Here is a 22,705-nt window from a genome sequence, read left to right as displayed (position 1 = left end):
CGCTATGCTTTGAATATCGTTAAAGGAATGCCATCATGTTGAATCAAAATTACGCCAGAAACCTGACTTTAGTTTTAAGCATTGCATCCACTCTTTTCATCTCAGCTTGCGGCACGAACCCAGTGACTCATAAAAGAGAAATCCAGTTCGTTTCAGAATCGCAGGAGATCTCCATTGGCAAACAGAATTATGCGCCTACACGCCAAGCTCAGGGCGGAGATTATGTGATTGACCCGGAACTCACCGCTTATGTGCAAAGCGTGGGAGATAAATTAGCCGCAGTTGCAGATCGTAAACTGCCTTATGAATATGCCGTCATCAACGATTCAACACCCAATGCCTGGGCGATGCCTGGCGGTAAAATAGCCTTCAACCGAGGCCTGCTTTATGAATTAAATAGCGAGGCTGAGTTAGCCGCTGTGATGGGACATGAAATGGTACATGCCGCTGCTCGCCATGGCGCAAAAAGCATGGAGCGCGGCGTATTGCTGCAAGGAGCGATGATTGCAGTTGGAATCGGTGCACAAAATAGCGATTATGCGAACCTCATTGTGGGTGGCGCTCAGGTTGGTGCGCAACTTACTTCCAAAAAATATGGGCGTGATGCTGAAAGTGAATCTGATTTATATGGCATGCAATATATGAAAAAAGCCGGCTATGACCCAACCGCAGCAGTCACCCTTCAAGAGACATTTGTGCGTTTAAGTGCAGACCGTAAAAGCAATTTCATTGAAGGGTTGTTCGCCAGTCATCCACCATCACCTGAGCGTGTTGCCGCCAATAAAGTAACACTTACTCAAGTAGGTGCAGGTGGGGAATTAGGTAAAGAAATTTACGCGCAAAAAGTCAGTAAGCTTAAATCCACACAAGCGGCCTATAAATCTTATGACGAAGGTGTAAAAGCGCTTGCTGCAAAAGACACGGTGAAAGCCACGACATTGGCTAAACAGGCAATTGCCGGTGAACCACGCGAAGCGCGTTTTCAAGAGCTATTAGGTGACATTGCACTTACGCAGAAAAAACCGCAAGAAGCATTAGCGTTTTATGATAAAGCCATCAAAATGCAGCCTGATTACTTTAAGCCTCACATTCAAAGTGGTATTGCGCTATTTAACATGGGCAAAAAAACCGAAGCAGAGCCATACCTTAAACGCGCTAATGAACTTCTGCCTACCGCTCCTGGTCATGCGCTGCTTGGTCAAATAGCTGAAGAACGAGGACAAACAGATATAGCTTTACAACATTATCAAGTGGCAGCTGGTTCAAATTCAGAGATCGGCAAAGAAGCCACCGCGCGTGGCGTACGGTTAGATTTACCACGTAATCCTGCAAAATATATCCAAGCTGGCGCGCAAGCGGATAATGCAGGAAATCTATATGCGGTTGTACAAAACAGCACAGCAGTGCCTGTAGGCCGCGTACAAGTGCGCGTAATTAAATATGATGCGCAAACAGGACGGGCAGTGTCGCAAAGTGCATCGATGACCATTACTGGTGGCGTAGCACCTGGTAAACGCAACCAAATTGCAGTGGGTACAAAGGTATCAACGGCACAAGAGGCACAGTTATATAAAGTTGTCGTTGAGGCCGCCGAGCTTGCGCAATAGAAAAACGTTGCACAATAGATAACGGCGCGCAATAAAACCGATACACAATAATATTTATTGATTTATTATCAAGTGATTGTCAATCTAAGTTGGCAGTGTAAATTTCGCTTTTCCCTGCCAACGAACCACGCTTAGACAAGGCGCAGCAATACGTTGTTGCAAGCTGCTTAAGTTGCCCTCAAACATACTCATGTTGGGGTCAATCTCATTAGCAACCCAACCTGCAAGGGTTAGTCCGCGGGCTTCTATCGCTTCTATAGTAAGAAGCGTATGGTTGATGCAGCCTAAGCGCATGCCTACTACTAAAACAATTGGGATATTAAGTTGTACGGCTAAATCTGCCAGTGTTTCAGTCGGATTAAGTGGCACAAGCAAGCCACCAGCGCCTTCAACAATCACCACATCCGCCAAAGTCTTTAGCTGCTGATATGCCCGTTTAATCACGTCCAAGTTCATTGAAATGCCAGCTTGTTCAGCGGCAATATGTGGGGCAATGGCAGGTGTAAATCGATACGGGTTGATTAAATCTAATGACACAGTTACGTTGCTTGCACTAATTAAAGCTGTTACATCTTCATTGATTAGCTCGTTTTTTGAATTGAGCTCACAGCCTGATGCTATCGGCTTCATACCTACAGCTTTTAAACCGGACTTAACAAAGTGCTGCACTAACGCGCTGGCAACATAGGTTTTACCTACGTTAGTATCAGTGCCGAGAACAAAATAGGACTGCACCATATGGCTATTTACCTCTGGGTTTAAATGTAACAGGAGAAACACCATCACTAAGATTAAATGACCCTTTGGGCTTATCTGGGCCACGCCAGGCATGGCCATACACCACTTCAAAAGTAGTTGGAAGTTTACCGTTTAGTCTAAACTGCTCATAACTCGCTTCTAACCTTGCAAAAAAGCCACGGCCTAACAAACCACGTGCACGGCCATCTGTGGCGTTATGCGCCCCTATGCTTTTCAGGTCACGCATCACACTTTTAACATCATCGTAAGTGAGGGTAAATCGCTCTACATCCAGCACTGGCGCGCTAAATCCGGCACGAACCAAAGCATCACCAATGTCATGCATATCAATGAATCTACTTACGCTGGTTACGCCGGCTTGCCCACTGGTAGCAACCCGTAATTCTTTCAGCGTATCCGGGCCAAAGGTACTAAACATCAGCAACCCTTCCGGTTGCAACACGCGGTGAAATTCCTGCAACGCTGCGTCTAAATCATTACACCATTGAATGGCCAAATTAGACCACACCAAACCAACACTTGCGTTTGCCAATGGCAGTGACTCAATATCAGCACACAATAAATTTTGCCTGGTGCCACCCAATAAGCTTTTCACTTGATTTACTAAACCAGCATTATCGCGAGTACTTCGCGTTTTTTGCAGCATTGGCAATGCAAAATCTAACGACACCACTTGTGACTTTGCAAAACGCTTTTGCAGAGCATGGCTGGCAATGCCTGTGCCACAACCCGCATCCAGTATGGCCTGTGGGTTTAACTTTACTAAATCTAGACGGCTGAGCATTTCATCACGCACTTGCTTCTGCAATATTGCGGCAGCATCATAAGTATCGGCTGCACGCCCAAACGAGGCGCGTGCGCGCGCTTTATCAATGTAATAAATATCTTGCATGATGAGACCTTTGCAAAAGTGTTTAGTGTGGATAAAGTACAAGGCGCACGGAACACAGAAACCGAGATAGTACGCGGTGTACAGCGAGGTTGCGAGTACCGCGCAACGCAGTAATTTGCCGCAATAAATACTTTTGCAAAGGCCTCATAATGATTATATGGGTTCCAAAAACTGAATCAGAGCGTCTACAAACTGTTCTTGATGCGACAAGAAGGGGGCGTGCGAAGCGCCAGCCATTACGCGTAAAAAACCTACCGGCAGGTTTTGCATCATCCAGTGCGCAGCCTGCACCGGCGCTAGCGTATCTCGGTCACCATGAATGAGTAAAGTCGGTTTTCTTAATCGTTCCACCTCTGAACGTAAGTCAGTTTCCAACAATATATTCAGTGCTTTTTGCAAGGTTTGTGTCGTCGGCGCTGGCCGCTCTTCAAGTTTTTTGCGTAGCAGTCTTACTGTCATTCTTGCACTCTTATCACCCATGCATTGCAGCGTTAAGAACTGCGTTAACGTTTTGTGATAATCCGTATCCATACTTTCAGCGAACCGCCTAAAAACATCAGGCGCGATACCAGAGCTCCACTCTTGTTGAGTCATAAAGTTTTCTTTATTGACAAAGCAAGGTGTTGATCCGACTAAAACCAGCCGACGAACCGCATCGGGCTGATCTATTGCGATACGCATAGCAACTTGTCCACCCCAAGACCAGCCGACAATGTCAGCGTGTGCAGGCAGCATCTCAGCAACTTTTTCTGCAATGATATGAAGGTGATACGGCTCTGTCGGACGGCTTAAACCCATACCAGGTATGTCTACAATATGTAGAGAAAATATTTTACTGAGACTTTTTATAATTGGCTGCCACACCGCACCGCTCATGCCCCAGCCATGCAGCAGCACTAGATTAGGGCCGTTTCCTGTAGTTTCAATATGAATATTGGCTGGAATGATATTCATAATGCTAGCTCGGCTTGATGTATCGCTGTGATGAGATTTTTAATATCGTCTAATGAATGTGCGGCAGATATTGAAATACGTAGTCTAGCTGTTCCTACAGGCACAGTTGGCGGCCGTATAGCTGGCACCAAGATACCGCGCGTTTGTAAATATTCACTTAATGCCAGTGCTTCTAGATTGTCACCCACTAGCAAAGGTTGTACAGAGGTTTCTGACGGCATTAACTGCCATTTTTTGCAATTTAAATTGTCTTTGAAATAGGAAATCAAGCTACGTAAATGCGCACGTAAGTCATCGCCCTGCTCAATCAAACTGACTGACGCAGATAAGGTTGCAGAAAGCGCTGGTGGCGCGGGTGTTGAATACACATAACTTTTTGCAGTTTGTATCAAATAATCAATCACCACTTTTTCGCCTGCCACAAATGCGCCTGCCACACCGGCGGCTTTACCTAGAGTCGCCATCATAATAATGCGTGGTGACTGCAAGTTGAGATGATTTAACAAACCTTCGCCATGCTTACCTAGCACACCAAAGCCATGTGCATCATCCACATAAAGGTAGGCGTCATATTTTTCGCATAGTGCAAGATATTCAGCTAACGGTGCAATGTCGCCATCCATACTAAATACTGCATCTACGGCTATCAATTTGTGCTTAGCGGCACTGGCTTTGAGCAAGATTTCAAGGGCAGCTACATCGTTATGCGCAAAGCGGTTAAATTCTGCCAGTGAATAATAACCCCCGTCATTTAAACAAGCATGGTTCAATTTATCTGCAAAAATAGCATCACCGCGCCCTACCAACGCCCCCAACACACCAATATTGGCCATATAGCCTGTAGAAAACAGTAAAGCCGCTGGCAGCCCCACAAATTTCGCCAGTTGCTTCTCTAAATCATCGTGGTAGCGATGATGCCCCGTAATCAAATTGGATGCGCCACTGCCCACACCAGAATCGCCAGCCGCTTTCTGCATAGCGGCAATCAACTTGGGATGATTGGCTAAACCTAAATAATCATTACTGCAAAACGAGAGATAAGGTTGGTTGTTTGCAACGATATGTTCAGCCTGAGGTGAATCTAACAATCGCCTTTGCCGCAACAATCCTTCGTCTTTGCGCTTATCTAACGCGAGTTGTAAGGAAGCCAGCATGTTATATTTTATTAATACCTAATTTTTCAAATAATTTTTTATCGGTAGAAGCTTCAGGATTAGCTGTTGTCAGTAATTTCTCCCCATAAAAAATACTATTCGCACCAGCTAAAAAGCACATGGCTTGTATGCCTTCGCTCATGCTTTGGCGCCCTGCCGACAAACGCACAAAGCTATTTGGCATCGTGATGCGCGCTGCCGCAATAGTACGCACAAATTCAAGCGGATCCAACTCTTCTGTACCATGCAATGGCGTACCTTCGACCTGCGTCAGCAGATTGATTGGCACACTTTCAGGCGGGCGTTCCATATTCGCCAATTGCGCTAACAAGCCAGCACGCTGATTGCGCGATTCGCCCATACCAATAATGCCGCCGCTACATACATGAATATCCTGACTACGCACACGTTCCAACGTATCTAATCGGTCTTGATAAGTACGCGTGGTAATCACATCACCGTAAAATTCTGGCGCGGTATCCAAGTTGTGGTTGTAATAATCCAAACCCGCTTCTTTTAATTGCTCGGCTTGACCGTCTTTCAGCATACCTAAGGTTGCACATGTTTCTAAGCCCATTGCTTTTACTTCGGCAATCATTTTCAACACAGGCTCTAAATCTCGCTGTTTAGGACCACGCCATGCAGCGCCCATACAGAAACGACTGGCACCATTATCTTTAGCTTCCTGCGCAGCAGCGACGACATCTTCGAGCTTCATTAAAGGCTCATTTTCCACCTCTGTGTGGTAACGTGCAGCTTGTGGGCAATAGCCGCAATCCTCTGAACAACCGCCAGTTTTAATCGATAACAGCGTACTCACTTGCACTGCGTTCGGGTCAAAATTTGCACGATGCACAGTTTGCGCCTGATACATTAAATCGCTGAAAGGCAGCTCAAATAATGCGACAATATTGGCAACGCTCCAACGGTTAACAGTATTAGCATCACATGACTTAGCTAAACCAGCCATCATGTTACTTGTATCAATAATCGCTTCTGAATTTGAAGCTTTGTTTAACAACCCAATTGCAGATTCAATCATTTGCAGTTCCTTTTTAGTAGCTTGATTTATATGAACATTATACCTTGTCAATGAAAAGTGGCGCAAACTTTGAACATTAGCTTAAAATTTAATCATCTGCTGTTTAATAGCTTATTAAAGCAACGTTGTTTATTATGCAGCGCACAGGATGGCGGCGAGCACGGCTTGTGCAATGGCTGCTTAAATGACTTACCTTGGCACACTGCACCACAATGCCCGCAATGTGGCCTGCTCTCTAATGGCCTGGTCTGTGGCAGCTGCCTAAACACCCAGCCGCATTTTGATGCCACCCATAGCTTATTTACTTATGACTTCCCTGTAGACGCCATGATGCAGCGCTATAAGTATGGCAGCATGCTCAATCTAAGCCACATTTTTGGGCAATTACTGGGTAAAAAAACTAATTTAGAAACTGTAGATTTAGTCATCCCCATGCCCATGCATCCCACGCGCCTAAAAGAGCGCGGCTTTAATCAGGCATTGGAAATTGCAAAAATTTTAGTTGAAAATCATGCTGAAAAGCTAGACTACAAATCAGCGCAACGGCAAAAACTCACGCCTCCACAAGCCAGCCTGCCTTTAAAAGAACGTGTAAAAAACATTAAAGGCGTATTCAAAGTCAGTGAGAATTTAACAGGTCATTTTAAAGATAAGTGCATCGCCATTGTAGACGACGTAATGACCACAGGCGCAAGTTTGAATGAGTTAGCCAAAACATTAAAACAAGCAGGGGCTACCCATGTAGAATGCTGGGTAATTGCAAGAACCCTTCCCAAATAATCTATCTGAAAATATGTTTACAATCGTTTTATTCGAACCTGAAATTCCGCCAAACACAGGCAATATCATTCGCCTATGTGCCAATACTGGTGCAGCTTTACACTTGGTAAAGCCTTTGGGTTTTAGCTTGGACGACAAGCAGCTTAAACGTGCAGGGTTAGATTACCACGAATACTCCACCTTGCAAGTACATGAAAATTGGCAAGCCTGCAAAGCGGCCCTTGCTGGCAAACGCATGTTCGCAATCACCACCAAAGGCAGTACTCGGCATAGCGATATTCAATTTAAAGCGGGTGATGTATTTGTATTTGGTCCAGAAACGCGCGGCTTGCCTGAAGAAATTCGCAACGAGTTCACAGCAGAACATCGCGTACGTTTACCTATGTTACCTGACAGCCGCAGCTTGAATTTATCCAACTCCGCTGCGGTATTGTTGTATGAAGCTTGGCGGCAGATTGGGTTTGAGGGCGGCGTGTAGTGGTGCAGTTTTTGTATTGCGGTCGATGACCGCTACTACAATGCCTCTGGTTTTTGTTCACGCCCTAATAAGTCATTCACCGCGTCTTTAGCACTTTTACCATTTGATAGTGCCTGATTGACTTCGTAAGTAATCGGCATATCTACGCCTATGGTATTGGCGCGGCGCATCACTTCACGGGCAGTGTTCACTCCTTCAGCCACATGGCCTAAACCTTGCAGGATATCCGCTAATGACTTGCCGCTGGCCAACTGCAAACCGACTTCTCTATTTCTGGAGTATTGGCCTGTGCAGGTTAAAATTAAATCACCCGCACCTGCTAAACCCATAAAGGTTTCTGTTGAAGCGCCTAATGCTAGGCCAAAACGCGTCATTTCAGCTAAACCACGGGTGATTAATGCAGCACGGGCATTATTGCCAAAACCCATACCATCACTAATGCCTGCGGCTATCGCCATTACATTTTTAACCGCGCCACCGACTGAAACACCAATCACATCCGTAGTGTGATATACGCGCAAGTTTGCACCATGTATGAGCAAGGCCGCTTCACTTGCAAAACTTTCATCATTTGCGGCTAATGTAACGGCAGTCGGCAATCCTCGCACGAGTTCGGCCGCAAAACTGGGGCCCGACAGCGCGCCCCAGTGCTGTCCTGTGACTTTTGGGTCGCCTAATTCCTCTAAAGCAACTTCATAAGGTAATTTTGCAGTTAGCGGCTCCAAACCTTTATGCGCCCAAATGATGGGCAGTTTGCAACCTAGCGCTTTGATGTCTTTGAGGATAGCTCTAAAGCCTGCAGTCGGAACTACTGAAAGGATTAAATCCGCGCCATTGAGTGCAGTTTGCAAATCATCTTCAACTTGCAGTTGGTCGTTAAATTTAAAATCACCCAAGTACATTGGGTTGGCTCGCGCCTTACGCATGCCTGAAACATGCCCTGCGTTGCGTGCCCATAGCGACACTTGATGGCGTTGGCTAATATTCATGGCAAGCGCCGTACCCCAAGCACCTGCTCCAAGAACGGCTATTTTAGAGCCGCTAAGTTTAAGGTTTGTAGCTTCAGCCATTCAATTAAAAGCCGCCATTCAATTAAATCCCCAGGTGGATGATATTAAAATATAGCCCGCTGCACCATCGCGATGCTTGACTTTAAGCCAACCATTGTTCAGCTTTACATCTGCAACTTCTAACACCACATCTTTTTCAACAGTCGCAACTAAACTTGAAGACACAGCCGCACCTTGTCTGATTTCGGCGCTATTAGCAGTCACCATCACGAAATTTTTATTCGACAACTGCCTTGCTTCAACCCAATTGAGACCGCCTTGTGCATCGCGTACTTTAAGCCAATCGCCTAAGTTAACAACGACTTCAACAGGATAATTTTGACTGAGCAGCAATACTTTTTTTGCGGCATTAGAAGGCGCATCATAAAGCACAGCTTTTGGCACGGACACTGAACGAAAATCTAGCGCGAATGCTGCAACTGGCGTCAGTGCTAAAAGATAGAGAGCAACAAGAAGCTTTCCGCCACTCTTAATCATTGAGGCTCTCTAATCATTAAAAACAATTGCTCATTAAATACCAGCACTTAAAAACTAGTGTTTAGCTGCGGCTTCAGCAGCTTCTGCTTGCTGTTGTTTTTGTTGTGCAAATAATGCTTCAAAATTGATTGGGTTTAACAACACTGGCATAAAACCAGCGCGTACCACTAAATCTGAAACCGCTTCACGTGCGTAAGGAAACAGAATATTGGGGCAGGTAATACCTATAATCATATCCAGATTTTCTTCTGGCACATTGCGGATTTGGAAAATACCAGCTTGTGTCACCTCAACCAAAAATACGGTTTTATCTTCAATTTTTGAAGTGACGGTCACTTTAATTGCCACCTCAAATACACCAGCTTCAAGCGCTTGCGCAAAATTACCTAACTCAATACTTACTTGCGGTTGTGTACGATCAGTAAAGATTTGTGGCGCATTAGGGATTTCTAATGATGCGTCTTTAATATAGATTTTTTCAATACTGAAGCCAGGTTGTGCTTGTTCTTGTACTGCGTTATCTTCTTGAGCCATGATGTTTTCTTTAGTTTCTAATTAAATAAAAGGTTAATTGAATAAGTTGCTACTTTAAATAAGGCGCTATTTTAACAGAGATTAGCCAGCTAATCTTTACTTAGCGAGAAGTGGATCTAGTCCACCAGCCATATCAAGTGCGCGCAAATCATCAAAGCCGCCTATGTGGCGCTCATCAATATAAATTTGCGGCACCGTACGACGACCAGTTCTCTTCACCATTTCTTCGCGCAACTCTGGTTGCAAATCGATACGGATTTTGTTGATTTCAGTAACGCCTTTGCTGGTTAGCAAACGTTCGGCATTGATGCAATAAGGGCATACCGCGCTGGAATACATGGTAACTTTAGGCATTAACTTACCTCATTTTCTGCATCATCATTGGCAGCCTTTTTACTGCCAACGCTTTTCTTGGCGGTAGTTTTGGCTACCCCAGCTTTACTTGCCGCTGTTTTGCTCACAACAGGCAATTTAGCTTCTACCCATGCATTTAAGCCACCTTGCAAATTATGCAACTGCGTAAACTCAGCTTTACGTAAAATATCGCACGCCTTGGCTGAACGCATACCGCGCTGGCAATTGACCAAAATTGTTTTATTTTGATATTTTTTAAGTTCGCCAAGCCGTGTTGCCAAGCTGCCAACCGGAATATGCGTTGCATCCGCGATATGGCCACTTGCAAACTCCGCGTCATCACGCACATCCAGCACAAAAGCATTAGAGCGGTTAATCAGCGTAACGGCTTCTGTTGGGCTTAAGTTTGGCACACCGCCTGCGCTCTTTTTAAAATAGGGCAACAACAACATAAAGCCTGAACCTATTGCCAACCCGATTAACCAGATATTACTTTTAATAAATTCCACGTACTTCCTCTCAAATATTTATCTATTGAACATGGCGTCATGCCTGTCCAAATTCAACACTAGCTGAATAGTTATTTCATACACAAATTTTTACTCACATTTATAAGCGGATTTTACGTGTAAATGAGCTAAAATGGTGACATTACTGTCACATTTTTTACGCAGGGTAACTGAGCGAATTATCATGTCTACACCAATAAACACCACCCCCGTTTGCCTACTCATTTTAGATGGCTTTGGCTATCGCGAAGATGCCTCTGACAACGCTATTGTGCAAGCAAAAAAACCGAATTGGGACAACTTATGGGATAACTTTCCACATGCGCTAATCAATGCCTCTGAGCATTACGTGGGTTTGCCAGATGGTCAAATGGGCAACTCCGAAGTTGGTCATCTCAATATCGGTGCTGGTCGTGTGGTGTTTCAGGATTTTGAACGCATCAATAACAGTATTGCGAGTGGCGAGTTCTTTAATCACCCAGAACTCTCCCCCGCACTTAAAAACATCAAACAGCAGGACAAGGCCCTGCATATTTTTGGCTTGCTTTCTAATGGCGGTGTACACAGTCATCAAGATCATATCCATGCAATGATTGAAATGGCAGCCAAGCATGGACTAACCAAAGTATATATTCATGCATTTTTAGATGGCCGGGATACGCCGCCAATCAGTGCAACGCCTTTTATCGAAGCACTGGAAAAGAAATGTGCTGAACTTGGCGTAGGTAAAATCGCCTCTATCAGCGGTCGTTTTTACGGAATGGACCGCGACAAACGCTGGCCTCGCGTTGAAGTGGCTTACAAACTCTTCACTGAAGGAATCGGCGAATTTACTGCCGAAACTGCGATAGCAGGCTTAAATGATGCCTATGCGCGTGGTGAAAACGATGAGTTCGTCAAAACTACCGCAATCCGTAAATCTGGTGAAGTACCTGCTCACTTGGAAGATGGCGATTTGGTAGTCTTTATGAATTTCCGCTCTGACCGGGCTCGCCAACTGACACACGCGCTATTGGCTGAAGATTTTGATGGATTTCATCGCCGCCACGTAGCTAAGCTGGCGGGCTACTTCACGCTGACGATGTACGATAAAAAGGAAACTAAAGCCACCGTAATTTTTCCACCAGTTGATGTGCGTAACACCTTTGGAGAATATCTCTCAACACTTGGATTGACGCAATTAAGAATCGCCGAAACTGAGAAATATCCGCACGTTACCTTTTTCTTTAACGGCGGCGAAGAAAAAGTATTTGCAGGAGAAGATAGGATATTGGTACCTTCACCTCAGGTAGAAACCTATGACATGCAACCTGAAATGAGCGCATTCGAAGTCACAGACAGGCTTGAAGAGGCCATCTTAAGCAAAAAATACAATGCAATTGTTTGTAATTATGCCAATGGCGATATGGTGGGACATACCGGTAGCCTAAAGGCAGCTATTGCCGCGATAGAAACCTTAGACAACTGCATCGGCCGCATTGTTAATGCCATGCAAAGTATAGGTGGTGAAGTCATTATCACAGCTGATCACGGCAATGCGGAAACCATGTTTGATACTGAAAACAATCAGCCACACACTCAACATACCACCAACAAAGTACCGCTTATTTATATTGGGCGTGATGCGACGCTAGCAACGGATGGTGCATTATCGGATTTAGCGCCGACTTTGTTAAAAATGATGGGGGTTGCTCAACCCAGTGAAATGACTGGTAATAATATTATTCACTTTAAAGAATGATCGACTGGTTACGCACTGTTTAAATTAGCCAATTTCAAAAGAATGAATCACTCACATTTTAAGCTGGATATTGCTTGTATTTCATTACTAGCCATCTTAATGTCATACGCACCTTTGGCGAATGCCATTAAAAATCCAGAGCAGCCTAAGCAAAGTTTAAATGATGTAAAACAGCGTTTAGAAGCGCTTAAAAAAGAATTGGATGACTCAAAAGAAGCACACAAAGACGCAGCAGATGCACTAAAAGAGAGTGAAGTGGCAATTAGCGAAGCCAATAAAAAACTCTTCGAAATCAATCAACAGCAACAAAAAAACAAAAAAGCACTCACACAGTTAAAGTCTGACTCTATTAGTACCAATCAGGCACTTTCGCAGCAGCAAAAACTGCTAAGTGATCAGTTATATCAGCAATATATTCATGGTCAACAAAGCTATCTCCAAATGATTTTGCAAAGCGAAAATCCAAGTGAAATTGCGCGCGATCTACATTATTTTTCATACGTTGCAAAAGCTCGTGCCGCACTAATCAACAAAATGCAAGGCAGCCTGAACAAAATCAGCAAGCTAAATGATGAAACGGCCTCTGCGTTAAAAGAAGTTGCTGAACTAAAACAAAAACAAATCGATGAGAAAAAAACTTTAGAAAACCAAAAACAAGCCAAATCTAAAGTGGTCAGTTCGCTATCACAACAAATCGCCGCGCAGCGTAGCGAAATTAAAAAACTAAGTCGTGACGAAAAGCGGCTTTCTCAATTGGTAGAGCGTTTAGCGAAAATTATTCCACCTACTCCAAAAAAAGTTCGCCCTAAACAAGATGCCACGACAAAAACTGACGCATCTAACCAAGCTGAAATCACGAAACCCCCTAAAGAGAACGCAGTAAGTAGCGATAAGCAAACAAATAAAGATGTGACCAATAGTGTTGAACCGAGCGCAGAGTTTGCTAGCGCAAACTTCTCTGGTCTTAAAGGTAAGCTGCGTCTACCAGTGCGCGGCGATTTAACCAATCGGTTTGGTTCTAGTCGTGCAGATAGCGGCATTTCCTGGAAAGGTTTATTCATTAAGGCTCATGAAGGTGCTGAAGTTAAATCTGTAGCTACTGGCCGTGTAGTGTTCGCCGATTGGTTGCGTGGTTTTGGCAACTTGATTATTTTAGATCACGGTGATGGCTACATGAGTTTATATGGCAACAATCAGGCGGTATTAAAACAAGTGGGCGATAATGTTAAGGCAGGAGATACGATTGCATCAGTAGGCAATAGCGGTGGCAATGAAACGAATGGATTGTATTATGAGCTAAGACGTCAAAGCCGTCCGTTTGACCCGCTGAGTTGGAGTAAATTGAACTAGCTTAAATTTCAACACTAGCATATATTGATTTCGAAAAGGACATAAAAAAGCACGCTCATGCGTGCTTTTTTATTAAGCTAGTTCCACAGAACTAAATTTTCAAGACAGTCTAATCCAACACTTACTCTGCCGCTGGCACGGTCTCAGCAGGAGCTACTTCTACCGCTGCCGCATCTAAAGTAATACCAGGAACGCGCTCTTCGGCTGTTGGCTCATAACCACCTGGAGTTGCCGCCGCCGGCGCAGCCTCTACAGGTGCAGGCGCAACCTCTGCAGGCACTGGAGCGGCCTCAACTGGTGGCGCTGCTTTTTCGCCACAACCCACGATAAATAAACTTGTTACACTTAACACCAACAAAGAACGTAAAAGTACTGACATTTCAATCTCCTTAATATTATTTATAAAATTAAAAAATCCCTGAACAGAACAATCTTCAAGGATTTATTTAGCCTGCTAAAATCTCAATCCACTATTCTAGCTTAACTTTAATACAATGTAATTAAATACTTAACTACATGTCGTTAAGCCAGAAAGCCTATAAATACAGTTAAGCTGGGATACGCAAAGACTGACCTGGGTAAATTTTATCCGGATGACTTAACATAGGCTTATTTGCTTCAAAAATTTTCATATATAGATTAGCATTTCCATACTGTTGTTTAGCTATTTTGGACAGCGTATCACCGCTCACCACCGTGTAAAACACAGGTTCCGCAGCGGCTTCCACCACACCTAACTGATCTTGCACATTTTCTACGCCGGCAACATTACCGCAGCATAGCAAGATTTTTTCTTTGTCCTCTTGCGTTGCCGCCATGCCCTGCACAATCACCGTGGCAGTTGCCCCATCAAAACCTATCGTTAAATCTTGTGCGGTTAAATTCATTTTCGCAACGTAATCTGCAATCGCTTTTGCTGCAGCTTTGTTGGCAGCCTCTACATTTACCGGTGTTGGGTCTGCCTTTGCGACTGCTTCCGTTGCTTTTGCTTCGCCTATACCAAATAATTTTTCACCTGCGCTTTTAATAAATGAAAACATGCCCATTTTGATTCTCCTAAATGATGAACTTAACTAAATTAACCGCAAAAACTAACGAAAAAAACTAACGAAAAAAACTAGGCTTCCAATCTATAGCCTAACACAGGCATGGTCAACGTTACCACTATGAATTCACACTTTTTTACAATTGAAATTATGTTCGCTGAGTGAATAATAGCTGTGTGAATGATATATGTTCGTACACATATACGCCTTTGGCATAAGCTTCAATTTCATATGGATTTTTTCGGTACCCACGTCGCGATGCCCACAGGTACTTCAACACAGTCATTCCAGATAAATACTGTTCCACATGGGTAAGCTCATGCGCTAATAACTCTATGCCATTTCTCGTGTTGAATTGATACACGCCTTCACGAAAATAAATACGAGCTCCCAATACTACCGCACACATGTTCTTATGTAGCCAAAAAGGTGTGTGGCCCTCAACAATTCTTACTTTATGCAAGGTGCGCGGCTGAAAATAAATTTGAAACATCTCCCGCTCTGCTGCATGTAATGGGCGACCTTGATCAAACACAAGACTACTCACCGATTAAATGCAGAATCACTCTACGCATACTTGCAACATGTCGATGTTCATACAAAAAAATACCTTGCCATTGTCCTAATGCCGCTTTGCCGTCTATCAGCGGAATAGATAAATGTGTTTGTGTCAGCGCCGTGCGAACGTGAGCAGGCATATCATCCGGACCTTCTACAGTATGGGTAAACAAGGAATCACCATCTGGCACCAGGCGATTAAAAAACGCCTCCATATCGACCAGCACATCATGATCATAATTTTCGTTTATCAATAAACTCGCGGATGTATGCTGTATATACAGTGTGATTAGACCTGTATGAAACCCGCTGTGCTTGACCCATGAAACCACTTCCGGCGTGATGTCGTATAGTTTTCGACCTTGCGTACTGACGTTGATTTGATGTGTTATTTGCCGCACCTTAACCTCTATTAAGTATTGAGTAATAAAAATTGCCATTAAAAAAAGCGGGCTCTATCTGCAAGCGCCTTAAACGACTACCAACATAACGGCATGCCAAAACCTATGCCTCCTCCGAAACGACTGCCAAATCGAGAACCATAAGCGCCATACCCGTAAGGATAGAACCCATAGCGGCCAAATCTGCAAAACGGATCATATGGATATCGTTGCAACCGCTGCTCACGCTTTAGCTTATCTAATTCTAATTGTTTGATTTTCTCACGTTTATTGATTTCCTCTGCGATGCTATTTCTCAATGCCAGCTCACGGCTTGTATGAATATAATCAAGCACTTTGCTATCAACGCCCTGCTTATTCAATTCAACCGTTTGGCTAGGCGTTAAATCATAAGAAGAATTGCTCGTTTTAATTTTTTCTATGATTTGATCCGCAGCAACACCCTCTTTAGTTAACCTGACTAAATCATCCAAGCTAACTGTCGCTACTGGCTTAGGCATAATGCGCAATAACTCTTCTTCAGAGATCCGGTCTATTTTTTGCGAACCAACCTCCTTTAGTGCCCCACTGCTAGCACAGCCCGAAACAACCAGCGAGATCAAAACCATGAATACCACTTTGATGTTAGACATTATTAAACTCCTTTAAATTGTCAGGCACGCACTTTAAATTTACCTGATTTAAACACAGGTGAAGGTTCGGTGATATTGGAATCATAAGCATGGGTTTTGAAAGGATAGCGCGCCTGCACCTTTTTAACATATTGCTTAGTTTCAGGGTAAGGTGGAATACCTTTGTATTTGTTCACCGCGCCCTCTCCAGCATTGTAAGCCGCCACAGCGAGTGTTACATCGCCTTTAAAATAAGCTAACAGCCAACGTAGGTATGCCACGCCACCTTTAATGTTCTGGGTGGCGTTATAAGCGTTTTTAACATTAAAACGCTCTGCGGTATCTGGTATCAGTTGCATTAGCCCTTGTGCATTTTTATTGGATGTAGCGACATTCTCAAAGTTAGACTCCACCGAAATAATCGACAAGACTAGTTTCTCATCCACTTTGTACCACTTTGAAATACTATTTACCAAGCGCAATACCCAACGTTTGTTTTTTGGCAAATTAGCAATGTATTGATCAATTTCAGGGGCAACTTCTACAAGGGTAGTGATTGGCATTAATGCTTTTTCTGGCATCACATCGCCTACAACACACGGCGGTGTTGCTGAGGTTTTGATTTGAATGGTTTCAAGCATTTGTTGTGCCTCGTAATGCCCATGGCTTGAGGCTATACCAAACAAATTTGCAGCATAATCACGGTTTTCCGGCACACCGCGTCCAAACGCATACAACATACCTAACCTGTATACTGCCTCTGCACTACCATAGCGAGCCGCTTGGCAATACATATTGGCAGCATTCCAAGCAGCATCTATATCATCCTCATTACTCACTAATACATTCGCACGCATCAGCAAGTCTTTAGTCACAGGCGGCTCATTGTCAAAAACCTCTGATTGCTGAACGTTAAATTCAGCACGTGCATTACCTACTGTCATTAAAAGCACAACAAGCAATGCACTAAACCACCTATGCCGAATATTATCGCTCAGTAAGTTTTTCAACAAATAAACACCTCATAGATTTCGCCAGATTTAATCAAGTATCTGATTTTGAGAATACCAGCTTACCTGCCTTAGCATCCACTTTTACAATATCTTTCGCAGCAAAATTACCTGTCAGTATTTCACGGGCCAATGGGTTTTCAATTTCAGATTGAATGGCACGTTTAAGCGGCCGCGCGCCATATACTGGATCAAATCCTGCATTAGCAATTTCAGCGATGGCTGCATCGGTGATTTCTAGTTGCATATCCATCGCCGCTAAACGTTTAGCCAAGTACTGCAATTGAATCGCCGCAATTGATTTAATGTTGGTTTCATCTAACGCATGGAAAACGACCACCTCATCAATACGGTTGACGAACTCTGGTCTAAAGTGTGATTTCACCTCGCCCATCACCGCTAGTTTCACCACTTGGTAGTCTTGGTCTGCCATGCTTTGTATCATCTGGCTGCCCAAGTTTGAGGTCATAATAATTACTGTGTTTTTAAAGTCCACAGTGCGACCTTGACCATCAGTTAATCGGCCGTCATCCAATACTTGCAGTAACACATTAAACACATCAGGGTGCGCTTTCTCGACTTCATCCAGCAAAATTACACTGTAAGGTTTACGGCGGACAGCCTCGGTAAGGGTGCCGCCTTCTTCATAACCCACGTAGCCAGGAGGCGCGCCTATCATGCGTGCTACTGAGTGTTTTTCCATAAACTCACTCATATCGATGCGAATTAAATGGTCTTCAGAATCAAACAAAAAGCCTGCCAATGCTTTGCAAAGCTCGGTTTTACCTACGCCCGTTGGGCCTAAAAATAGAAAACTGCCATAGGGTCGATTTGGATCTCCGAGGCCAGAGCGTGAGCGGCGAATTGCATCTGAAACCAACCGTACCGCTTCATCTTGCCCAACTACACGTTCATGCAATTTAGTTTCCATGGTCAATAGTTTTCCACGTTCGCCCTGCATCATTTTAGCGACTGGAATACCAGTGGCACGGCTAACTACTTCGGCAATCTCATCAGCGCCGACTTCAGTGCGCAACATCTTGTGTTTGGTTTGAGTTGAAGTCGCCTCAGAACTTGACGCCTGTTTCAACTGCGCTTCCAATGCTGGCAACTTACCATATTGCAACTCCGAGACCTTTTGCCACTCACCTTTACGGGTAGCTTCTTCCATCTCGTATTTTATTTTCTCAATAGCCTCTTTTATATGCGCTGAACCCTGGACTTGCGCTTTCTCAGCCTTCCAAATATCTTCCAGATCTGCATATTCTTTTTCTAAACGACCAAACTCCTCCTCAATCAAGCTAAAACGTTTTTTACTGCCTTCGTCTTTTTCACGGCGCACGGCCTCACGCTCGATTTTAAGCTGAATCAAGCGACGCTCTAACTTATCCATGACTTCTGGTTTGGAATCAATCTCCATCTTGATGCGCGAAGCGGCTTCATCAATCAAATCAATCGCTTTATCTGGCAAGAAACGGTCTGTGATGTAACGATGGCTAAGCTCAGCCGCTGCTACAATCGCAGGGTCAGTAATTTCCACACCATGATGCAACTCATATTTCTCTTGCAAGCCGCGTAATATCGCAATCGTCGCTTCTACAGTTGGTTCATCGACCAGCACTTTTTGAAAGCGGCGTTCTAAAGCTGCATCTTTTTCGATATATTTACGGTATTCATCTAAAGTTGTCGCGCCGACACAATGCAGTTCACCGCGCGCCAAGGCTGGTTTTAGCATATTGCCAGCATCCATCGCACCTTCGGCCTTACCTGCTCCCACCATGGTATGAATCTCATCAATAAACACGATGGTTTGCCCTTCGTCTTGCGATAGTTCTTTAAGCACCGACTTTAAGCGCTCTTCAAAGTCACCTCGGTATTTAGCGCCTGCCAGCAAAGCTGCCATATCCAAAGATAAGACCTTTTTACCTTTGAGTGAGTCCGGCACCTCACCGTTGACAATGCGTTGTGCCAAGCCTTCTACAATCGCGGTTTTACCCACACCAGGCTCACCAATCAATACAGGGTTGTTTTTAGTACGACGTCCAAGAATTTGAATCGCGCGGCGTATTTCATCATCGCGACCAATCACCGGGTCTAACTTACCTAATCTTGCGCGTTCTGTTAAATCCACCGTATATTTTTTAAGTGCTTCGCGATTTGATTCCGAATCCTGATCGTCAACATTATCACTACCACGCACCGCTGTAACAGCCGTTTCTAAAGCAGCTTTAGTCAGGCCATTTTGCTTAAGCAACTTACCTGCCTCACCTTTATCTTCAGTTAATGCCAACAAAAACATCTCGCTCGCAATAAAACTATCGCCACGTTTTAACGCCAATTTATCGGTGACGTTAAGTAGATTGTTGAGGTCGCGTGATATCGACACCTCACCTGAACTGTCAGGTGATTTTGCTAAGTTTCCTATAGCACTAGCAAGCGCAGTTTTGAGCGGTGCCAGATGCACACCCGCATGTGCCAACAAAGAGGCTGTTCCTCCATCCTCTTGTGATACTAGTGCAGAAAGTAAATGCAAGGCCTCTATCGTTGGGCTATCATTAGCCACCGCTAGACTCTGGGCATCGTTGAGTGCCTGTTGGAATTTTGTTGTTAATTTATCAAATCGCATACTTAACTCCATTTAAGTTGATATACCCGTAACATGGGGCTGAGTACCTGCTTTTCAATATATAATTACACGCTTAAAGTTATAATTAACCTAGTGATAATTCATATAGAACCTCTTAAACTTCTTAATGAAATTGCAATCCTAATAATTAGGTCAACTAACTGTTTTATTTAACTTGTTTTATTCAACATAAAACAATCTCACATGGAGTAACCCTTTGCTAACCAACGCTTCTGCTACCGAGGCAAACTTGCCAAACCCGGCTTGGGTTATTTTAGATACGCAAGATCAATGGCAAGCTTTTAGTCAACCAGTGGGCAATGACCCGGCTCTGCCGCTTGTACAGTCTAGCTTACTGCTGGATGGTCTACGTTGTGCTGCGTGTTCTGGCATTGTCGAACGTGGCTTAAGTAGTTTACCTGGCATTATTAGCGCGCGGGTCAGCATGTCTAAAAAGCGCGCAGTTGTAGTGTGGTCTCCAGCGCTAACGCGTCCTTCAGCCATACTAGGCGCGATTCAAGCATTAGGTTATAGCGCAAATCCTGCCTCACATAACGAAAACCAACTGAATTCAACTAGCAAGAATCGTAAGGCTTTTTGGCGCTGGTTGGTTGCGGGCTTTTGTATGATGCAAGTGATGATGTATGCAAGCCCTAGCTATTTTACTAAACCTGGCGATATCACAGACGACATCAGTCTATTACTTAACTGGGCGTCCTGGCTATTAAGCCTGCCAGTATTGATATTCTCCAGCAGCACATTTTTCAGCAACGCATTTCGAGACTTGAAACTAAGGCAAATCAGTATGGATTTGCCAGTTTCCCTAGGCATAATTATCACCTTTATCGTCAGTTCAGCGGCTACATTTGACCCAAGCGGCTGGTGGGGAAATGTCGTTTACTTTGACTCACTGACAATGTTTGTGTTCTTTTTACTTTCTGCACGCTTGGTTGAAGTCAAGTTACACAGCAGAACACTTGGCTCCATGGAAGCCTTAGTGAGCCGAATTCCAGAAAACATTGAGCGCCAAAACTTAGACGGCTCATTTAGTCGCGTGCTCAACAGCAACCTCAAAATCGGCGACATCGCACGCGTCCATATCGGCGAGGCTTTTCCTGCTGACGGCAAGCTGGTATTAGGCAGTACCAGGGTAGATGAGTCGCTTTTGACTGGTGAGTCCACACCTATTCAAAAGAACTTGCACGACAATGTTGTCGCCGGCAGCTACAACTTAGGCCAAACCGTCAATATAGTTCTTGAAACTATTGGCGAGTCTACACAATATGGTCAAATCGTTAATTTAATTAACGAAGCAGCCATTGAAAAACCAAGGCTAGCACAACTGGCTGACCGGGTTGCGCGACCATTTTTATTATTTGTCTTATTGAGCGCAGCACTGGCAGCAGCCCTATTGTGGGACGTTGATCGCGGACGCGCACTAATGACCGCAGCAGCAGTACTCATTGTCACCTGTCCATGTGCGCTTGCTTTGGCAACACCTGCCGCCATGCTCTCCAGCGCCAGTGCTTTTGTCAAGCGCGGCATTTTAATCAGACGATTACAAGCGATTGAAAGCATTGCAAATATTGACACTGTCATTTTCGACAAAACCGGTACGCTGACTGAAGATCACATTGAAATAAAATCAATTACGCATAAAGACGGGTTTTCTGAAAAAGATGCACTTGCATTAGCCGCCGCCATTGCCCAACACTCAATGCATCCAGTTTCTCGCGCTCTGGTAAGTGCAAACGCACCAAATGCAGCACAAAGCTCACCCGTCGAATTAATTGATATTCAAGAAGTAGTCGGTTCAGGCGTTAGTGCTATGCTAAAAAACAGTACTGACTCTAATCAAGTGTATGGACAGCTAAAACTAGGTTCTGCAAAATTCTGTGGTATCAATGAAACCAGCCAATTTTCACAACAAGTGTTTTTGGCGGATGAAAACGGTTGGCTAGCCACTTTTGGCCTTCAAGAGGCAATCAAACACAATGCAGCATTGGCTGTTCAGCAGCTGAAAGAAGCGAATTTGAATGTAGAGCTTTTATCAGGCGACCAAGCACACACCGTAGTGAATACGGCAAATGACATTGGCATTATGCAGTTTCAAGCCGCTTGTAGCCCGCATGACAAATTGATGCGACTACATACACTCAAACAGCAAGGCAAAAAGGTGCTCATGGTGGGCGATGGGTTAAATGACGGCCCGATATTAGCCAGTGCGCATGTTTCCATCGCCATGGGTAAAGGCGTGCCTTTAACACTGGCACACGCTGACTACGTTCTGTTAAACGGCGACATTAGTCAAATCCCACCACTAATTCGCCATGCAAAAAAAACTATGCATATCATTAAACAAAATATCACTTGGGCCATTGTTTACAATGCCGTTTGCGTTCCGTTGGCATTTTTTGGCGTATTATCTGCATGGCTTGCAGGTTTAGGCATGGCGGTCAGCTCCTTAATAGTGGTCGCGAACGCGTTACGTTTAACTAATTTCTCAGTACCAACTGCTACATCGCCGCTTGCACCACCATTAGTATTTAATCCAGCAGAGGTTCAATAATGGATATTTTATTTATACTTGTTCCACTTTCCGTAGTACTCGCACTACTGGTGCTGGGTGGTCTTTGGTGGGCGGTTTATCGCGGTCAATTTGAAGACGTTGAAGAGGAAGGCAGAAGGATTTTTGAAGATGATAAAGATTAAAAACGCCAGGACTAAGCTCTAAAAACCTAAATTCCCAGCA

24 protein-coding genes are annotated in these 22,705 nt (G+C 44.3%); 7 read left to right on the top strand and 17 right to left on the bottom strand.

Going from position 1 to position 22,705, the window contains the following annotated elements:
• Positions 1–35 precede the first annotated feature (35 nt).
• A complete protein-coding gene (locus tag Q8J82_RS06110) occupies positions 36–1,607 on the top strand; it encodes a M48 family metalloprotease (protein ID WP_305326584.1) in 1,572 nt (523 codons plus the stop codon).
• A gap of 84 nt (positions 1,608–1,691) precedes the next feature.
• Here Q8J82_RS06110 and bioD read toward each other — a convergent pair whose 3' ends face one another.
• The 5 genes from bioD to bioB form a co-directional block, all read right to left on the bottom strand.
• Complete coding sequence (gene bioD, locus Q8J82_RS06105; RefSeq protein ID WP_304889928.1) at positions 1,692–2,345, bottom strand: dethiobiotin synthase; 654 nt, start codon at positions 2,343–2,345, stop codon at positions 1,692–1,694.
• 4 nt (positions 2,346–2,349) lie between these two features.
• A complete protein-coding gene (gene bioC / locus Q8J82_RS06100; RefSeq protein ID WP_305327936.1) occupies positions 2,350–3,258 on the bottom strand; it encodes a malonyl-ACP O-methyltransferase BioC in 909 nt (302 codons plus the stop codon).
• 153 nt (positions 3,259–3,411) lie between these two features.
• Entirely contained in the window at positions 3,412–4,212 is an 801-nt protein-coding gene (gene bioH, locus Q8J82_RS06095) for a pimeloyl-ACP methyl ester esterase BioH (RefSeq protein WP_305252733.1), read from the bottom strand.
• On the bottom strand, positions 4,209–5,366 hold the full coding sequence (bioF, locus tag Q8J82_RS06090) for an 8-amino-7-oxononanoate synthase (RefSeq protein WP_305252732.1): 1,158 nt from the start codon (positions 5,364–5,366) through the stop codon (positions 4,209–4,211). Before bioF ends, bioH begins: the two co-directional genes overlap by 4 nt.
• 1 nt (position 5,367) lies before the next feature.
• On the bottom strand, positions 5,368–6,408 hold the full coding sequence (gene bioB, locus Q8J82_RS06085; RefSeq protein ID WP_304891501.1) for a biotin synthase BioB: 1,041 nt from the start codon (positions 6,406–6,408) through the stop codon (positions 5,368–5,370).
• 69 nt (positions 6,409–6,477) lie between these two features.
• Here bioB and Q8J82_RS06080 point away from each other — a divergent pair, with 69 nt between their 5' ends.
• Both Q8J82_RS06080 and trmL read left to right on the top strand, forming a co-directional pair.
• Positions 6,478–7,188 (top strand): ComF family protein, encoded by a 711-nt coding sequence (locus Q8J82_RS06080; RefSeq protein WP_304891500.1) that lies wholly within the window; start codon positions 6,478–6,480, stop codon positions 7,186–7,188.
• Between the two features lie 13 nt (positions 7,189–7,201).
• Positions 7,202–7,666 carry a tRNA (uridine(34)/cytosine(34)/5-carboxymethylaminomethyluridine(34)-2'-O)-methyltransferase TrmL gene (gene trmL, locus Q8J82_RS06075; RefSeq protein ID WP_304891499.1) on the top strand — a complete coding sequence of 155 codons (465 nt, stop codon included), beginning with the start codon at positions 7,202–7,204 and terminating at the stop codon, positions 7,664–7,666.
• A 35-nt stretch (positions 7,667–7,701) separates the two neighbouring features.
• Here trmL and Q8J82_RS06070 read toward each other — a convergent pair whose 3' ends face one another.
• The 5 genes from Q8J82_RS06070 to Q8J82_RS06050 form a co-directional block, all read right to left on the bottom strand.
• Complete coding sequence (locus Q8J82_RS06070) at positions 7,702–8,736, bottom strand: NAD(P)H-dependent glycerol-3-phosphate dehydrogenase (protein ID WP_304908644.1); 1,035 nt, start codon at positions 8,734–8,736, stop codon at positions 7,702–7,704.
• Between the two features lie 18 nt (positions 8,737–8,754).
• On the bottom strand, positions 8,755–9,213 hold the full coding sequence (locus Q8J82_RS06065; RefSeq protein ID WP_304891817.1) for an SH3 domain-containing protein: 459 nt from the start codon (positions 9,211–9,213) through the stop codon (positions 8,755–8,757).
• Positions 9,214–9,267: 54 nt separating this feature from the next.
• Positions 9,268–9,747 (bottom strand): protein-export chaperone SecB, encoded by a 480-nt coding sequence (gene secB / locus Q8J82_RS06060; protein WP_304891818.1) that lies wholly within the window; start codon positions 9,745–9,747, stop codon positions 9,268–9,270.
• Positions 9,748–9,843: 96 nt separating this feature from the next.
• Positions 9,844–10,101 (bottom strand): glutaredoxin 3, encoded by a 258-nt coding sequence (gene grxC / locus Q8J82_RS06055; protein ID WP_305327935.1) that lies wholly within the window; start codon positions 10,099–10,101, stop codon positions 9,844–9,846.
• Positions 10,101–10,610: a rhodanese-like domain-containing protein gene (locus Q8J82_RS06050; RefSeq protein ID WP_304891820.1), complete on the bottom strand. Its 510-nt coding sequence runs from the start codon at positions 10,608–10,610 to the stop codon at positions 10,101–10,103. The genes grxC and Q8J82_RS06050 overlap by 1 nt, the downstream gene beginning before the upstream one ends.
• Before the next feature lie 184 nt (positions 10,611–10,794).
• On the opposite strand from Q8J82_RS06050, the gene gpmI reads away from it, so the two are divergent.
• On the top strand, positions 10,795–12,351 hold the full coding sequence (gene gpmI, locus Q8J82_RS06045; RefSeq protein ID WP_304891821.1) for a 2,3-bisphosphoglycerate-independent phosphoglycerate mutase: 1,557 nt from the start codon (positions 10,795–10,797) through the stop codon (positions 12,349–12,351).
• Between the two features lie 42 nt (positions 12,352–12,393).
• Positions 12,394–13,701, top strand: coding sequence for a murein hydrolase activator EnvC (locus tag Q8J82_RS06040; RefSeq protein ID WP_305326577.1), 1,308 nt, complete (start codon positions 12,394–12,396; stop codon positions 13,699–13,701).
• Between the two features lie 121 nt (positions 13,702–13,822).
• Here the strand turns inward: Q8J82_RS06040 and Q8J82_RS06035 are convergent, their stop codons facing one another.
• From Q8J82_RS06035 to clpB, 7 genes are all read right to left on the bottom strand, one after another.
• Positions 13,823–14,080, bottom strand: coding sequence for a hypothetical protein (locus tag Q8J82_RS06035; protein ID WP_304891823.1), 258 nt, complete (start codon positions 14,078–14,080; stop codon positions 13,823–13,825).
• Positions 14,081–14,249: 169 nt separating this feature from the next.
• Positions 14,250–14,747, bottom strand: coding sequence for a peptidoglycan-binding protein LysM (gene lysM / locus Q8J82_RS06030; RefSeq protein ID WP_304891824.1), 498 nt, complete (start codon positions 14,745–14,747; stop codon positions 14,250–14,252).
• 148 nt (positions 14,748–14,895) lie between these two features.
• Positions 14,896–15,294 carry a DUF4157 domain-containing protein gene (locus Q8J82_RS06025; RefSeq protein WP_304891825.1) on the bottom strand — a complete coding sequence of 133 codons (399 nt, stop codon included), beginning with the start codon at positions 15,292–15,294 and terminating at the stop codon, positions 14,896–14,898.
• Positions 15,287–15,745: a secondary thiamine-phosphate synthase enzyme YjbQ gene (locus tag Q8J82_RS06020; protein WP_370653576.1), complete on the bottom strand. Its 459-nt coding sequence runs from the start codon at positions 15,743–15,745 to the stop codon at positions 15,287–15,289. Before Q8J82_RS06020 ends, Q8J82_RS06025 begins: the two co-directional genes overlap by 8 nt.
• 38 nt (positions 15,746–15,783) lie before the next feature.
• Positions 15,784–16,338: a hypothetical protein gene (locus Q8J82_RS06015; protein WP_304891826.1), complete on the bottom strand. Its 555-nt coding sequence runs from the start codon at positions 16,336–16,338 to the stop codon at positions 15,784–15,786.
• Positions 16,339–16,358: 20 nt separating this feature from the next.
• Positions 16,359–17,327, bottom strand: a complete 969-nt coding sequence (locus tag Q8J82_RS06010; RefSeq protein WP_304908641.1) for a transglycosylase SLT domain-containing protein — start codon at positions 17,325–17,327, stop codon at positions 16,359–16,361.
• 34 nt (positions 17,328–17,361) lie between these two features.
• Positions 17,362–19,953: an ATP-dependent chaperone ClpB gene (gene clpB / locus Q8J82_RS06005; RefSeq protein WP_304908640.1), complete on the bottom strand. Its 2,592-nt coding sequence runs from the start codon at positions 19,951–19,953 to the stop codon at positions 17,362–17,364.
• Positions 19,954–20,170: 217 nt separating this feature from the next.
• Here clpB and Q8J82_RS06000 point away from each other — a divergent pair, with 217 nt between their 5' ends.
• Entirely contained in the window at positions 20,171–22,522 is a 2,352-nt protein-coding gene (locus Q8J82_RS06000) for a cation-translocating P-type ATPase (RefSeq protein WP_305327934.1), read from the top strand.
• Positions 22,522–22,665 carry a cbb3-type cytochrome oxidase assembly protein CcoS gene (gene ccoS, locus Q8J82_RS05995; protein WP_304891186.1) on the top strand — a complete coding sequence of 48 codons (144 nt, stop codon included), beginning with the start codon at positions 22,522–22,524 and terminating at the stop codon, positions 22,663–22,665. Before Q8J82_RS06000 ends, ccoS begins: the two co-directional genes overlap by 1 nt.
• Positions 22,666–22,705: the final 40 nt, after the last annotated feature.

Origin of the sequence: Methylotenera sp. (assembly GCF_030684185.1) — a bacterium.
Classification (GTDB): domain Bacteria; phylum Pseudomonadota; class Gammaproteobacteria; order Burkholderiales; family Methylophilaceae; genus Methylotenera.
Note: the sequence above shows the minus strand (reverse complement) of the source record. Positions and strands in the feature narration are given on the sequence as shown.

Excerpts from the sequence above, each read along its gene's own strand:
- Q8J82_RS06020 (WP_370653576.1), bottom strand. The coding sequence starts at position 15,745 with ATGGCAATTTTTATTACTCAATACTTAATAGAGGTTAAGGTGCGGCAA.
- clpB (WP_304908640.1), bottom strand. The coding sequence starts at position 19,953 with ATGCGATTTGATAAATTAACAACAAAATTCCAACAGGCACTCAACGAT.
- bioF (WP_305252732.1), bottom strand. The coding sequence starts at position 5,366 with ATGCTGGCTTCCTTACAACTCGCGTTAGATAAGCGCAAAGACGAAGGA.
- bioC (WP_305327936.1), bottom strand. The coding sequence starts at position 3,258 with ATGCAAGATATTTATTACATTGATAAAGCGCGCGCACGCGCCTCGTTT.
- Q8J82_RS06110 (WP_305326584.1), top strand. The coding sequence starts at position 36 with ATGTTGAATCAAAATTACGCCAGAAACCTGACTTTAGTTTTAAGCATT.
- Q8J82_RS06035 (WP_304891823.1), bottom strand. The coding sequence starts at position 14,080 with ATGTCAGTACTTTTACGTTCTTTGTTGGTGTTAAGTGTAACAAGTTTA.
- lysM (WP_304891824.1), bottom strand. The coding sequence starts at position 14,747 with ATGGGCATGTTTTCATTTATTAAAAGCGCAGGTGAAAAATTATTTGGT.
- ccoS (WP_304891186.1), top strand. The coding sequence starts at position 22,522 with ATGGATATTTTATTTATACTTGTTCCACTTTCCGTAGTACTCGCACTA.
- Q8J82_RS06015 (WP_304891826.1), bottom strand. The coding sequence starts at position 16,338 with ATGTCTAACATCAAAGTGGTATTCATGGTTTTGATCTCGCTGGTTGTT.
- Q8J82_RS06040 (WP_305326577.1), top strand. The coding sequence starts at position 12,394 with ATGAATCACTCACATTTTAAGCTGGATATTGCTTGTATTTCATTACTA.
- grxC (WP_305327935.1), bottom strand. The coding sequence starts at position 10,101 with ATGCCTAAAGTTACCATGTATTCCAGCGCGGTATGCCCTTATTGCATC.
- Q8J82_RS06065 (WP_304891817.1), bottom strand. The coding sequence starts at position 9,213 with ATGATTAAGAGTGGCGGAAAGCTTCTTGTTGCTCTCTATCTTTTAGCA.
- gpmI (WP_304891821.1), top strand. The coding sequence starts at position 10,795 with ATGTCTACACCAATAAACACCACCCCCGTTTGCCTACTCATTTTAGAT.
- bioD (WP_304889928.1), bottom strand. The coding sequence starts at position 2,345 with ATGGTGCAGTCCTATTTTGTTCTCGGCACTGATACTAACGTAGGTAAA.
- trmL (WP_304891499.1), top strand. The coding sequence starts at position 7,202 with ATGTTTACAATCGTTTTATTCGAACCTGAAATTCCGCCAAACACAGGC.
- Q8J82_RS06070 (WP_304908644.1), bottom strand. The coding sequence starts at position 8,736 with ATGGCTGAAGCTACAAACCTTAAACTTAGCGGCTCTAAAATAGCCGTT.
- secB (WP_304891818.1), bottom strand. The coding sequence starts at position 9,747 with ATGGCTCAAGAAGATAACGCAGTACAAGAACAAGCACAACCTGGCTTC.
- bioB (WP_304891501.1), bottom strand. The coding sequence starts at position 6,408 with ATGATTGAATCTGCAATTGGGTTGTTAAACAAAGCTTCAAATTCAGAA.
- bioH (WP_305252733.1), bottom strand. The coding sequence starts at position 4,212 with ATGAATATCATTCCAGCCAATATTCATATTGAAACTACAGGAAACGGC.